The sequence below is a fragment of the Bacteroidota bacterium genome (assembly GCA_016718825.1).
Lineage (GTDB): Bacteria > Bacteroidota > Bacteroidia > J057 > JADKCL01 > JADKCL01.
The window spans coordinates 233,108-246,341 of record JADKCL010000002.1 but is presented as its reverse complement, the minus strand read 5'-3'; the positions used below and the strand labels follow the sequence as shown (position 1 = coordinate 246,341).

Here is a 13,234-nt window from a genome sequence, read left to right as displayed (position 1 = left end):
GATGTCTTTGCGTTGGTTGGATTTTCCGTCAATGGAAAGCCAGCAATGGCTTTCGTGCATGTACGGTGAGGCGCCTGGTAAGGCTTGGGTGGAAAAGTTTGTCAAAAAAGCTCCGGTGATGCGTGACCATCGCAACGATCTCCACAGCATTGGAATCCATGAATTCTTCAATCATCGTCGCCACAGACTTATCCTCGGCATAAGCTATGTGAAAGCTTACCTTACCATACTTGGCAACCTTCTTAAATTGTTCGCGAAAGCTATTGGCCTGCTCTGTGGAGAGCTCATCAGCCTTGGTCAGAATATGCAGAACATTGATTTCGGAGTGAAAATGGCTGGCGAAATGAACCAAAGTCTGTATGGCTTTGGCATTCACCTCGTGCATGTCGCTGGCATAGGCGATCCGGTCAAATCCGTGAAACTCGGCATCCTCAGGAACCACGAGCACCGGACAGGTGACATTTTGTACGACGGAGCTTGCGTTGCTACCGAGAATCATCCCCTCAATCGCACCGGTCCCGCGCGTGCCCATCACTACGAGATCAGCTTCCATCGCCTTGGCCTTTAGTGCAATCTCCTCAGCTGCAAAGCCAATGGCAACCTGATGATGGACTTTCAGCTTGCGAAAGCGTTCCTTGTCCAGCCAATTCGTGATTTCCTGGGCAAGATTCCCAATTCGATGCGCGGCTTCCTTTTCGAGGGCGTCCAAGGGATAGGTTGCCATTTCGGCAGCCTGAAGCGGCACCTGTACGCTATTGAATAGGAAAATCTCTGCACCCGTACGAATGGCGATTGCCACTGCATACCGAATCGCGTTATCAGAGCAGTCAGAAAAGTCCACCGGGACGAAAATGCGCTTCAGCAAATCATCTTCTCCCAGCAGGTCCACCTTTGCTGCCAACGTTTTGTAAGAATATTCTGTGAAAATCATAAACGACTTTGATCAGTGTCTGGAATGCAAATAAAGCCACCTTGTTTACCCTGATGCGTGAGTTCCATCAACCTATTTACTGACTTTCGTCATGTTTTTCAACGCAAGCGAATTTCTCAAGTGACCGAAAAATCTACGGTCCAAGATCGGAAATGAACAGCTCAGGAACAATTTTTCTCAAAACTTTTATATCTTGTCCATTGTGATTTTGAAAATCCATTCCCCTTCCCGTAATTTGCCAAACCTTTAAAAAAGGCAGCTAAAAGCTACGTTTTTTGAATTTTGGGCCTATAGCTCAGTCGGTTAGAGCACCTGACTCATAATCAGGTGGTTCCAGGTTCGATCCCTGGTGGGCCCACCGCTGGTTTGGGTGCGCGAATCGGGTTTGAGAAAGTAGTCCAAATTGGCAACTTCATCCCATCCCCATAGGCAAACCAAAACTGCTTTGGGGCGTTAGCTCAGTTGGTTCAGAGCGTTGCATTCACACTGCAAAGGTCACTGGTTCGAATCCAGTACGCCCCACAAAAAGATCACTTCCGAGTGGTCTTTTCTGTTTTCAGGGGGGATGCATTTCCTTGTGAATGGACTTGTCATCTTTGGCTACCCATGAAAATGGCCTCAAGATTTCTTGAGGCCATTTTCATGGGTAGAATCCTTACAATAAAGAGATTACGATACGCGAACGGCAGCAAAGCTTTCAATCTTTGCCAATGCCTCGTCCACCTCTTGAAGCGTATTTTGCATTCCGAAGCTGAAACGAACGCTGTTGGAAGCGCGCGCAGCGGTGCAACCTATTCCGTGCAAAACATGGCTGCCCTTGACACTGCCACTCGTACATGCCGAACCGCCCGATGCACTGATGCCGTTAATGTCCAAATTGAACAACAGCATCGATTCCTCTTCCACGGATGGGAATGCAGTGTTCAGGACGGTCGGCAATGAACGCCCTCTTTCGGTGGCTCCGTTGAAGGTGATTCCAGGAATCGATCGTTCAAGACCGGCCTTCATGCGTTCTTTCAGTGACCAAAGATGGTCGTTTTTGGCTTCGAGGTTGCCGTAGCATTTACGCAAGGCGTAGGCCATTGCTGCGATGCCAGCTACATTTTCGGTTCCGGCGCGCATGTTGCGCTCCTGCGATCCTCCACAAAGCAGCGGCGGAATCCGCGTTCCCGACTTGATGTAGAGGAATCCAATCCCGTGCGGACCATAAAACTTGTGCGCTGATGCAGTCACAAAGTTGACTGGAATGTCGCTGAGCTTGTACGGAACATGCGCCATGGTCTGCACGGTGTCGCTATGATAAATCGCTCCGTAGCGGTGGCAAAGTTCAGCAACTTGGACAAAATCGATCATCGTTCCAAGTTCATTGTTCCCATGCATGAGGCTCACCAAGGCTCGTGGACCGTTTTTGAGGCGGTCTTCCAGCTGATTGAGGTCGGGGAAGCCTTCCTGATCTACATTTAGCCAAGTAACCGGGACACCTTTTGCAGCGACATGCTCCACAGAATGCGTTACGGCATGGTGCTCAATTTCGGTGCTGATGATCTGTCCCAAGGGCGAATCGGCACCAAAACTGCATTTGATGGCGAGATTGTCGGCTTCTGTACCCCCACTTGTGAAAAATATCTCGGAAGGGGCGGCGCCTACCATTTCTGCAATCTCTTTTCGCGCTTTTTCGATGATCGTGCGCAGCTGGCGACCGTGCGCATGTACGGAAGAAGGATTTCCGTGAAAGTCGCGCAAAACCGAAACCATGTGTTCAAGTACTTCCTGATCGATGGGTGTACTTGCAGCATTGTCCAGGTAAATCCTATTCATTATCCTTGCGTTTTTTCAACCATTGATACAATCTCCGCCTTGAAATTGTCGGCAAGAAGATCAGCCTCGGCCTGTGTTTTGGCCTCGGAATAAATGCGAATGATCGGCTCAGTATTGGATTTGCGCAAATGAACCCAAGAAGCTGGGAAATCGATTTTGAGTCCATCGATGTTATTGGTCTCCTCGGCGCTGTATTTTGCCTCCAACTGGGTCAGCAATTCCTGCATGTCCACGCCTTGGTCGAGATCGGCCTTTTGCTTGGACATGAAATAATCGGGATAGGTAGCACGCAATTCGGATACTTTTTTGCGCGATTTCACCAAATGGGTGAGAAAAATTGCAATACCGACGAGCGCATCGCGCCCGTAGTGCAGATCAGGGGCGATCACCCCTCCATTACCTTCGCCACCAATCACGGCATCCTTCCGCTTCATGATTTCAGTGACGTTCACCTCGCCTACTGCCGAGGCAAAATAGGCGCAGCCATGACTTTCTGCAAGGTCGCGCAAAGCACGGCTGCTGGAAAGATTGGAGACCACCACACCTTTCTTCTGTTGCAACATGAAGTCGGCTACGGCCACCAAGGTGTATTCCTCTCCAAACAACTCGCCTGTTTCATCAATCAAAACCAACCGGTCTACGTCAGGATCCACGACGATCCCCAGATCGCAACCATGCATCTGAATGGCAGCGCAGGTATCTAGCAAATTTTGCTTGAGCGGCTCCGGATTATGTGCAAAATGTCCGTCAGGTGTACTGTTGACCTCGATGATGTCGGTAATCCCCATTGCGCGAAGCAATTGGGGAACAAAGACGCTTCCGCTGCTGTTGACACCATCTACAAGAATTTTAAGGCCAGAGGCTCCCACGGCAAATGAGTCGATATATGGCAAGTCCAGAATCTTCTGGATGTGAACATCAACAAAACCCTGAACCTCAGTGACTTTTCCGATTTGATCAATGGTCGCAAAGTTGAAATAGCCATTCTTGGCAATTTCCTGAATGTCAATTCCCGCCTTATTGGTCACAAACTCGCCTTTGCGATTCAAAAGTTTGAGAGCATTCCATTGTTGCGGATTGTGGCTTGCAGTGAGCACGATCCCGCCTGCTGCTTCAAATTCGACAACGGCCATCTCGACCGTCGGCGTGGTACTGAGCCCAAGATTCAGCACTTCGAACCCAAGCCCGACGAGTGTGCCTTTGACAAGGTTTTCCAGCATTTCTCCTGAAGGGCGTGCGTCGCGGCCAATGACCACTTTGCGCGAAGAGGACTTCGTTGTCATCCACATCCCGAAGGCTGAGGTGAACTTCACGATGTCGATAGGCGTCAGATTCATTTCACTTTCTCCGCCGATCGTGCCTCTGATACCTGAAATGGAAGCAATCAATGTCATATCCAACCCGTTTTACCTGCTGCAAATATGCGAACTTTTCGGGAGACACACGTTGGAAATAGCTAAGAGGTTGGAAATGAGAAATTAGAATTGCGAAGCAATCGCGCAAGCAAATGTTAAATGAGAAATGGGGATTCAAAAGGAGGACTCTGAAACAACGCGACAAATGGATTCGTGGCGACGCACAATAGCAAGGACCCGGAAAGCGATTCTACTTCTTGCGCATCCACAACCCAAAGGATACCCAGAATTCTAGGTTGGATAGGCGATTGGAAGGTCGATCCACCTATTTGCTTCCGCTACCACTTCTCATTTCTAATTTCTCATTTCTAATTCCCCGATGGTGCCTATACTTGTACTTGTATGAAGGACCCAATCATGGACGCGGGAAATGCGTTGGACAAAGACGAAGACATTGTCTTGCGTCCGCAACGGTTTGAAGAGTTTACCGGGCAGTTGAAACTGGTGGAAAACCTTCAAATCTTCGTAAAGGCGGCGGCAATGCGCGGTGATGCCTTGGATCACGTGATCCTGCATGGCCCGCCGGGATTGGGAAAAACCACGTTGAGCTATATCATTGCCAACGAACTCGGCTCCAACATCAAGGCGACTTCAGGACCGATTCTGGAAAAGCCAGGGGATCTTGCCGGCGTTTTGACCAATCTCGAACCACGGGACGTGCTCTTCATTGATGAGATTCACCGCCTGAGCCCGATCGTCGAGGAATATCTCTATTCAGCGATGGAGGATTTCAAGATTGACATCCTGATAGAATCCGGCCCGAATTCCAGGAGCGTGGAAATCGCCTTGAACCCGTTCACGCTCGTGGGTGCCACCACGCGCACAGGCTTGCTCACCGCCCCGCTCCTCGCCCGTTTTGGCATCAACTTCCGACTGGAATACTACGATGCAGCGACATTGGCAAGGATTATCCGCAGGTCGGCGCAGGTATTGGGCGTTCCCATCGAGAAGGATGCTTCCCTCGAAATCGCAAGGCGTAGCCGCGGGACGCCCCGTATTGCCAACCGATTGCTGAGAAGAAACCGTGACTTCGCCATGGTCAAAGGCGATGGTGTCATTACCATGGAAATCGCCAAATATGCGCTCAATGCATTGGATGTCGACGAATCCGGTTTGGACGACATGGACAACAAGATCTTGAGAGCCATCATTGAGAAATTCAAGGGAGGACCCGTCGGGCTGAGTACAATCGCCACGGCCGTGGGCGAGGAAGCCGAAACCATTGAAGAAGTTTATGAACCCTATCTGATCATGGAGGGTTTCCTCAAGCGCACTGCGAGGGGAAGAATGGCGACTGAGAGGGCATTTAAACATTTTGACATCCTTCCCTCAGGAGATCAGGGAACTCTTTTCTAACTTGTGAAGGGATTCAACCCCAACAGAAAACAGAGTATGAAGAAAAACTACGTGTTGGCGATGATCGCCTGCTTGTCCCTCATGGTAAGTTGCGGGGACTTTAACGAGGAGCCGGTGATCACGAAAGCAGACCCTCGCGGGGCGATTGTGGCCACATCCTTGATGGAAACGTGGAATGTGGACCAAGTGGATTCGATCATCAACACGTTGGGAGGCGGAGCCTCCTCCTTTCTGGGGTCAGAATACGGAGTGGCCGTTTACCGTATGATTTACCAAACGGTCGATCCCTTTGGAAAGATCATCCTTGCTTCGGGTGCATTTGCGGTGCCGACCGGGGTTGATTTGGAGGCGATGCCACTGGCAAGTTATCAACACGGGACGGAAACAGCCGATTACAACATGGCGAGCCAACGCGGCAGCGAGGTGATCATCGGCATCGTGATGGCCACAAGCGGCTACCTTTGTGCCTTGCCTGACTACCTTGGCCTTGGCGAAGGTCCTGGACCACATTACTATATACATGCAAAATCGGAGGCAACCGCAGCCATCGACATGTTGCGCGCCTGCCGGGACTTTGCGCCGACGGTTGGTCGTGAATGGGATGGTCGCCTGTTCCTCTTTGGGTACAGCCAAGGCGGGCATGCCACGATGGCGACCCACCGCGAGATTCAAAACTACTACGGAGACGAATTTACCGTTACCGGTTCAGCACCGATGGCCGGGCCCTATGATTGTTCGGGAGTGCAAGAGGCCGTGATTGTCGGGTATGACCCCTATCCCACTCCCGGATACCTTCCTTACGTAATTTTCAGCTACAACTACATCTACCATATCGTCGATGATCCGACCAAATTGCTGAAACCGCCTTATGACTCGATCATTCCGCCGATGTTTGACGGTACGCATTCGATTGGCGAAATCAACAATGTTTCCAATCCTGTACCGCGCTACATGATCGTGGATTCCGTGATGGAAGCTTACGAAGCCGATCCCAATCACCCGTTGAAGTTAGCCCTTCGCGACAATGACCTCTACGATTGGATCCCCAAAACGCCGGTGAAGATGTTCTACTGTAGCAGCGACGATCAGGTGAATTATCAGAATACCATCGTGGCCTACAACCACTTCATCGCCGCCGGTGCGACCACCGTAAGCATTTTCGAGACTGCGAATAACCTCAACCACGGGGATTGCGCACTTCCGACGATGTTGTTTGGTAAATTCTATATGGATTCCCTGAAGGCTTTGCCTCACTGACGCCCTGGCGTCAGCACTGTTCACTCACACTCGCACTCACACTGTCCTCCAGCATCACATCCCAAATCAAGCAGCAACTCACGTTGCAGGGATTTGACTTGGTCGGAATTTCCAAAGCAGGTTTTCTGGAAAAGGAGGCCAAGGACTTGGAACAATGGCTGCACGAAGGCCGGCATGGAACGATGTCTTGGATGGAAAACCATTTCGACAAGCGGGTTGATCCAAGGTTGCTCGTTGATGGCGCCAAGTCTGTGATCAGCGTCTTGCTCAATTATTTTCCGGATCCTTCCCACCATCAACCTGCGGATGCGCCCAAGATTTCGACGTATGCCTGGGGCGAGGACTATCACAAGGTGATCAAAAACAAGCTCCACCGCGTTTTGGAATGGATTCAGGCGAATGTCGGCGAAGTCAATGCACGGGTATTCACCGATTCTGCCCCAGTCATGGACAAAGCCTGGGCAACCCGTGGCGGATTGGGTTGGATCGGGAAGAACACCAACCTCATTCACCCCAAAATGGGTTCTTGGTACTTCATTGGCGAAATCATCCTCGACCTTGAGCTAGAATACGACGGTCCGATGAAGGATTACTGCGGCACATGCACCAAATGTATCGACGCCTGCCCGACCGAAGCGCTGACCCCCTATCAAATCGACAGCCGCAAGTGCATCAGCTACCTGACCATCGAGCTCCGGGAAAATATCCCACCCACACTTCGCGCTCAAACTGAAAACTGGGCTTATGGCTGTGATATCTGCCAACAGGTATGTCCTTGGAATTCGTTTGCGACCCCCAATGGCGGCGATTTCAAGCCATTGAGCCATATTTTGGAATTTGGCAAGGCGGAATGGGCGGCCTTGGACGAAAAGCAGTTTAAGAAGCTGACGAAGCATTCGGCGATGTCGCGGGTGAAATGGGACAAAATGGAGCAGAATTTGCAGAATTTGCAGAATCAGGATTTGGGTTGAATTGGTACATTTTCATTTGGGGAATTGAATTCAGGATTGAGCGATTCGACTTACTGTTTCATTTCCTCGAATTTGGACAATCAGGCCTATTCACAATCAAGATGTGAACATTTTCATTCACTCCGATTGGTTATTCCCAAATGCCTTTCTAACTTTGCCCCGTTTTTGAGATGGCTTAGAATACACATTACTTATAGTAAATGGCACAGAATAAAGGAAAAGTCGCGCAGGTCATCGGCCCAGTCGTGGACGTCGAATTCAGCGGCGAAGGGGTACAACTCCCCAAAATTCTTGATGCATTGATCGTGAATCGCAGAGATGGATCGATCCTTTACCTCGAAGTGCAGCAGCACTTGGGTGAAAACAAGGTGCGTACCATCTCCATGGACTCCACCGACGGTTTGGAGCGTGGCATCGAGGTCATTGACCTTGGTCACACCATCGAGATGCCAACCGGCGAAGGTATCAAAGGCCGCCTCTTCAACGTGGTCGGTACCGCCATTGACGGACTTGCACAGCCCAATTCACCCAAAGGATATCCTATTCACCGTTCGGCGCCTAAGTTTGAAGACTTGAGCACCGAGGCTGAAATCCTCTATACCGGTATCAAAGTCATCGACTTGATCGCTCCTTACCTCAAAGGTGGAAAAATCGGTCTCTTTGGTGGTGCAGGTGTGGGTAAAACGGTTTTGATCCAGGAATTGATCAACAACATCGCAAAGGCACACTCCGGTTTGTCCGTGTTTGCAGGCGTGGGTGAGCGTACCCGTGAAGGTAACGACTTGCTCCGTGAGATGATCGAAGCGAATGTTATCCGTTACGGTTCGAAATTCCACCATGCGATGGGCGAAGGCGGTTGGCCGCTTGAGGCTGTGGATATGGAAGAAATGAAGGAGTCCCAAGTGACCCTGGTGTTTGGCCAGATGAACGAGCCTCCAGGTGCACGTGCACGTGTGGCCCTTTCCGGTCTGTCCATCGCCGAGTACTTCCGTGATGGCGATGAGAAATCAGGTGGCCGTGACGTGTTGTTCTTCATCGACAACATCTTCCGTTTCACCCAAGCAGGCTCCGAAGTATCCGCACTTTTGGGTCGTATGCCATCCGCTGTGGGTTACCAACCAACCTTGGCATCTGAAATGGGTGCCATGCAGGAGCGTATCACCTCGACCCGCCGCGGTTCGATTACTTCGATCCAGGCTGTGTACGTCCCTGCGGACGACTACACCGACCCGGCACCGGCAACCACCTTTGCCCACTTGGATGCTACCACCGAATTGTCACGTCCATTGTCTGCATTGGGTATCTACCCTGCTGTGGATCCATTGACATCGACTTCCAAAGTGCTTTCGCCAGACATCGTCGGCGAAGAACACTATCTCTGCACCACCCGCGTGATCGGTATCTTGCAGAAATACAAAGACTTGCAAGACATCATCGCCATCTTGGGTATGGACGAGCTTTCGGAGGAAGACAAACTCACCGTTTCGCGTGCCCGCAAGGTGCAGCGCTTCTTGAGCCAGCCTTTCTTCGTTGCAGAGCAGTTCACCGGTCTCAAAGGCAAGTTTGTGAATGTGTTGGACAGCATCAAAGGCTTCAACATGATCATGGACGGCGCCCTTGATCACCTTCCAGAAAAGGCATTCTACCTCAAAGGAAGCATCGAAGAAGCGATTGAGGCAGGTGAGAAAGAATTGGCAGCAGTCAACTAAGCGACGATTATGCAACTTGACATCATCACACCAGACAGGAAAGTCTTTTCGGGCGAAGTCTCGTCTGTGACAGTCCAAGGCTCCGAAGGTCAGTTTCAGGTGCTCAACGGCCACGCCGCGGTCATCTCGACCCTCGACAAGGGACCGATCACTGTCAAGACCACCGCTGGCGAGAGCCAATTCCAAGCCGAAGGTGGCGTGGTCGAGGTTCTCAACAACAAGGTCATTGTATTGGTCGAAAAGGTTGAAGGCAATGTAACTGCCGAATAATCTGTCTAGAAAAATACTGAAAGAGCCGGGTTTCCCGGCTTTTTCAATTTGAAACGGTACTGAATCACTATGCGAATCGACATTATTTCAGGCGTTCCTGCCCAATTGGAAAGTCCCTTGAAGACGAGCATCCTGAAACGGGCGCAAGACAAAGGGCTCTGCGAGATCCATGTTCATGACTTGCGTGATTATAGTACCGACAAGCACAAAAGCATTGATGACACTCCCTACGGTGGCGGTGCAGGCATGATCCTGATGGTAGCCCCCATTGCCGCTGCGATCCGGAAACTGAAATCGGAACGTGAATACGACGAGGTGATCTACCTGACTCCGGATGGCGAAGTCCTTAATCAGCAAATGGTTAACGGCATTAGCCTCTACAAAAACATTATCCTGCTTTGTGGACACTACAAGGGAATTGACCAGCGTGTGCGGGATCTTTTCATCACGCGTGAGATCTCGATTGGTGACTATGTGCTGACGGGTGGCGAGATTGCTGCAATCGTTTTGACCGATGCAATCGTGCGGTTGTTGCCGGGCGTCTTGGGCGACGAGACTTCTGCGCTTTCAGATTCGTTTCAAAGCAATTTGTTGGATGCACCGATGTATTCGAAGCCGGCATCCTTTGAGGGGCATGAAGTCCCGGCAGTGCTTCTGGGTGGCAACCATGCGCATATCGAGCGTTGGCGCGATGAACAGGCCTGGGAAAAGACGAAAAAGCGACGTCCAGACTTGTTGGATGAATGATTGCATGAATATTTTTTATTCAGAGTTTGTTCGGTACGGAAATACCATTACATTTGCATTCCTTTTTAAAATTCTTGGACAGCATCAAAAGCTAAAAGCTCAATAAGATGAACGATCTTATAAAATTGGTAGAGGCGGAGTTCCGCAGGGAGGATTTCCCAAAATTTGGCGCAGGTGACACCGTCAACGTGCATGTGCGTATCAAAGAGGGTAACAAAGAGCGTATCCAGCAATTCCAAGGAGTTTGCATTCAGCGTGTAGGTAAAGGTGGCACTGCTACTTTCACCGTCCGCAAAATGTCAAACGACGTGGGTGTCGAGCGTATCTTTCCTGTCAACTCACCTAACATTGACAAGGTTGAATTGGTCAAACGTGGTGTTGTGCGCCGCAAGCGTATCTTCTATCTGCGTAAGCTCACTGGAAAGTCAGCAAGGATCAGGGAACGCCGCTAATACCGGCCGTTTTCCAGCAAAAATAATTAAGCGATTCTTCACAAAGAGTCGCTTTTTTGCTTTTAACGCTTTTTGAAATTTCGGCTTTTAGTTTTACTTTTAGCTTCGATCAATTATTTAGCAGATATTCAAAAAACGCAAAATGAAAAAGCTCTTTTTTACCTTGGGCTTGCTGCTTTTGGCTATATTTAGTACTTGTTCTCTGGGCTACGCAAACGAATCAAATCCGAGAGGAGCCTTCCGCAAAGGAAAGCGTTTTTACAAGCGGGCCGACTACATCAAGGCAGCACCATACCTGAAAGCCGCATTCAACCTTGATCCTGAAAACGCCAAATATGCCTACATGCTGGGCAAGTCAGTATATGAGGGTGATCAGCCAGCGCAATCACTTCCCTATTTGGTCGCAGCGTTCAATCTCGACCAGAGCATTGCCGAAGACATCAACTATTATTTGGCGCGTGCCATGCACATGAACCTCAACTTTGAGGAAGCGATCACCTATTACCAAGCAGACCTGTCTCGACTTGAGCCCGAAAGCTGGCTCTATACCGATACAAAAATGCGGATTATCCAGTGTCAAAATGGTCCAAAATCCATTCGGAAGGTCGTCAACTACAAAGTCGAAAACCTCGGGGAATACGTCAATACCTCCTATCCTGAATACTCATCGACATTTTCCGACGAATATCAATACATGATCTACACCACAAGAAAGCCGCGTAGTGTAAATCAGATCAATCGCCGTCGCTTCCATGTGGAAGACATTAACGAGGAAGTTTACGAGGCGAACTACAGCAACAATGTTTGGGCCAAGTCGAAATTGTTCATCAAACCGATCCCACGGTGGACGCATGATGCCTCGATCAACCTGTCTGAAGACGGAAATACGCTCATTTACTACGTCGACAATCGTAACCAAGGTGACGTCTACGTTTCCCATAAAGAGGGAGAAAACGGCGAATGGAGCAAACGCGAGAGTATTGGTGACAACATCAACACCAAGGAATACAACGAGTGCTCGGTATTTATCACTGAAGGCGGCAAAACTTTGTATTGGGTCAGCGACAAGCCCGATGGGCTTGGAATGAAGGACATTTACAAAAGCACTTTGGATGCCAACGGCCAATGGACTGCTGGAGAAAACCTGGGTGCATCCATCAATACGCCTTACGACGACGATGCTCCGTTCATCACCCCCGACGGTAAAAGGATGTATTTCGCATCCCGTGGCCATAACAGTATGGGAGGATTTGACCTTTTTGTCTGCAAAATGCAGCCCGACGGCTCATGGGGGAAACCAGAAAATCTCGGATGGCCGCTCAATAGCGTTGGAGATGATATTTACCTTGTTTGGAAAGAAGGTACGGAAGGGTTCTACTTTTCCTCCGACCGTCCCGGCGGCTATGGCGAAAAAGACCTCTATTTCGCTTCGCCATCCACCGATATCCCAGGAACCAACGTGATCGCTGGCACAGTTTTGGATAAGGAAACTGGAAAACCGGTTGCGGCTGATGTCATGTTGATAGACCAGGAAACGGATGAGGTAATTGAAACTGCCAAAGCGGTAGTCGAAGATGGGGCTAAATACCGCTTTGTATTGCCCGTAAGCGGCAGGGAATACAAAATCGAAGTGAAAGTGGATCAATGCGATCCCAATGTGGTGCCGGTTGCTTCCTCCGTTGGCAAATACAACGTGGTCTCAGGAACCATCAAAGATGCTGTTACCGAAAAACCCTTGGATGCGGTCGTCGAACTTGTTGACCCGGTTACCAATGAAGTCATCGATGTTTTGCCGACGAATCCAAAAACAGGAAACTACATGTTCCCGGTTGAAAGCGGACGGAAATACATGATCAGGGTCAAGGCAAACGAATATTTGCCTTATTATGAGGATTTTGGAGTAGCTCCAAGCGGTCAATTGCTCAGCCACTACGAAGATATCGGCCTGCAGAAACTCACGGAAGCCAACAAGCTCGTGATTACCTGGCAATTTTTTGATGTGGACAAGCATTTGATCAAATCAGACTACATCAAGGATTTGGAAAACGTCGTGACCGTGATGAACAAAGTCCCGCACATGAAGCTGAATGTGATCGGCCACACCGACTCCGATGCAAGTGAGGACCATAACTTGGAACTTTCTGAAAACCGGGCCAAGGCTGTTGCCAAGTACCTGACTGATCGCGGAATTGACCCCAAACGACTGAATATCTCGGGAATGGGTGAGGCAATGCCGATCTATCCCAACGACAGTCCAGAGTCCAAAAAGTGGAATCGACGTGTTGAATTGTTCATTATTGAGTAATCG

Annotated in this window: 11 protein-coding genes and 2 tRNA genes; 10 read left to right on the top strand and 3 right to left on the bottom strand. The window is 49.8% G+C overall.

Annotated features, from left to right (window positions below):
• Window positions 1–28: 28 nt before the first annotated feature.
• A complete protein-coding gene (locus IPN95_03135; GenBank protein ID MBK9448409.1) occupies window positions 29–931 on the bottom strand; it encodes a universal stress protein in 903 nt (300 codons plus the stop codon).
• A 284-nt stretch (window positions 932–1,215) separates the two neighbouring features.
• Here IPN95_03135 and IPN95_03130 point away from each other — a divergent pair.
• Window positions 1,216–1,289: transfer RNA gene (locus IPN95_03130), tRNA-Ile, on the top strand.
• Window positions 1,290–1,378: 89 nt separating this feature from the next.
• Window positions 1,379–1,453: transfer RNA gene (locus tag IPN95_03125), tRNA-Val, on the top strand.
• 147 nt (window positions 1,454–1,600) lie between these two features.
• Here the strand turns inward: IPN95_03125 and IPN95_03120 are convergent.
• Window positions 1,601–2,749, bottom strand: a complete 1,149-nt coding sequence (locus tag IPN95_03120) for a cysteine desulfurase (protein ID MBK9448408.1) — start codon at window positions 2,747–2,749, stop codon at window positions 1,601–1,603.
• Window positions 2,749–4,143 carry a phosphoglucosamine mutase gene (glmM, locus tag IPN95_03115; GenBank protein MBK9448407.1) on the bottom strand — a complete coding sequence of 465 codons (1,395 nt, stop codon included), beginning with the start codon at window positions 4,141–4,143 and terminating at the stop codon, window positions 2,749–2,751. Before glmM ends, IPN95_03120 begins: the two co-directional genes overlap by 1 nt.
• 363 nt (window positions 4,144–4,506) lie before the next feature.
• Here glmM and ruvB point away from each other — a divergent pair, with 363 nt between their 5' ends.
• The 8 genes from ruvB to IPN95_03075 all read left to right on the top strand — a co-directional run bounded on the left by ruvB (window position 4,507) and on the right by IPN95_03075 (window position 13,231).
• Window positions 4,507–5,520 carry a Holliday junction branch migration DNA helicase RuvB gene (gene ruvB, locus IPN95_03110; protein MBK9448406.1) on the top strand — a complete coding sequence of 338 codons (1,014 nt, stop codon included), beginning with the start codon at window positions 4,507–4,509 and terminating at the stop codon, window positions 5,518–5,520.
• Between the two features lie 36 nt (window positions 5,521–5,556).
• Entirely contained in the window at window positions 5,557–6,777 is a 1,221-nt protein-coding gene (locus tag IPN95_03105) for a hypothetical protein (protein ID MBK9448405.1), read from the top strand.
• A gap of 41 nt (window positions 6,778–6,818) precedes the next feature.
• Entirely contained in the window at window positions 6,819–7,748 is a 930-nt protein-coding gene (queG, locus tag IPN95_03100; protein ID MBK9448404.1) for a tRNA epoxyqueuosine(34) reductase QueG, read from the top strand.
• A gap of 200 nt (window positions 7,749–7,948) precedes the next feature.
• Window positions 7,949–9,457 carry a F0F1 ATP synthase subunit beta gene (gene atpD / locus IPN95_03095; protein MBK9448403.1) on the top strand — a complete coding sequence of 503 codons (1,509 nt, stop codon included), beginning with the start codon at window positions 7,949–7,951 and terminating at the stop codon, window positions 9,455–9,457.
• Between the two features lie 9 nt (window positions 9,458–9,466).
• Window positions 9,467–9,727, top strand: coding sequence for an ATP synthase F1 subunit epsilon (atpC, locus tag IPN95_03090; GenBank protein MBK9448402.1), 261 nt, complete (start codon window positions 9,467–9,469; stop codon window positions 9,725–9,727).
• 69 nt (window positions 9,728–9,796) lie between these two features.
• Window positions 9,797–10,474: a tRNA (guanosine(37)-N1)-methyltransferase TrmD gene (gene trmD, locus IPN95_03085; GenBank protein MBK9448401.1), complete on the top strand. Its 678-nt coding sequence runs from the start codon at window positions 9,797–9,799 to the stop codon at window positions 10,472–10,474.
• 107 nt (window positions 10,475–10,581) lie between these two features.
• Window positions 10,582–10,926, top strand: a complete 345-nt coding sequence (gene rplS, locus IPN95_03080) for a 50S ribosomal protein L19 (protein MBK9448400.1) — start codon at window positions 10,582–10,584, stop codon at window positions 10,924–10,926.
• Between the two features lie 142 nt (window positions 10,927–11,068).
• Window positions 11,069–13,231 (top strand): OmpA family protein, encoded by a 2,163-nt coding sequence (locus tag IPN95_03075; GenBank protein ID MBK9448399.1) that lies wholly within the window; start codon window positions 11,069–11,071, stop codon window positions 13,229–13,231.
• Window positions 13,232–13,234 lie beyond the last annotated feature (3 nt).

What these genes read in the sequence shown, in the direction of transcription:
- rplS (MBK9448400.1), top strand. Translation starts at nt 10,582, where the DNA reads ATGAACGATCTTATAAAATTGGTAGAGGCGGAGTTCCGCAGGGAGGAT.
- atpD (MBK9448403.1), top strand. Translation starts at nt 7,949, where the DNA reads ATGGCACAGAATAAAGGAAAAGTCGCGCAGGTCATCGGCCCAGTCGTG.
- glmM (MBK9448407.1), bottom strand. Translation starts at nt 4,143, where the DNA reads ATGACATTGATTGCTTCCATTTCAGGTATCAGAGGCACGATCGGCGGA.
- IPN95_03105 (MBK9448405.1), top strand. Translation starts at nt 5,557, where the DNA reads ATGAAGAAAAACTACGTGTTGGCGATGATCGCCTGCTTGTCCCTCATG.
- IPN95_03075 (MBK9448399.1), top strand. Translation starts at nt 11,069, where the DNA reads ATGAAAAAGCTCTTTTTTACCTTGGGCTTGCTGCTTTTGGCTATATTT.
- atpC (MBK9448402.1), top strand. Translation starts at nt 9,467, where the DNA reads ATGCAACTTGACATCATCACACCAGACAGGAAAGTCTTTTCGGGCGAA.
- IPN95_03135 (MBK9448409.1), bottom strand. Translation starts at nt 931, where the DNA reads ATGATTTTCACAGAATATTCTTACAAAACGTTGGCAGCAAAGGTGGAC.
- IPN95_03120 (MBK9448408.1), bottom strand. Translation starts at nt 2,749, where the DNA reads ATGAATAGGATTTACCTGGACAATGCTGCAAGTACACCCATCGATCAG.
- trmD (MBK9448401.1), top strand. Translation starts at nt 9,797, where the DNA reads ATGCGAATCGACATTATTTCAGGCGTTCCTGCCCAATTGGAAAGTCCC.
- ruvB (MBK9448406.1), top strand. Translation starts at nt 4,507, where the DNA reads ATGAAGGACCCAATCATGGACGCGGGAAATGCGTTGGACAAAGACGAA.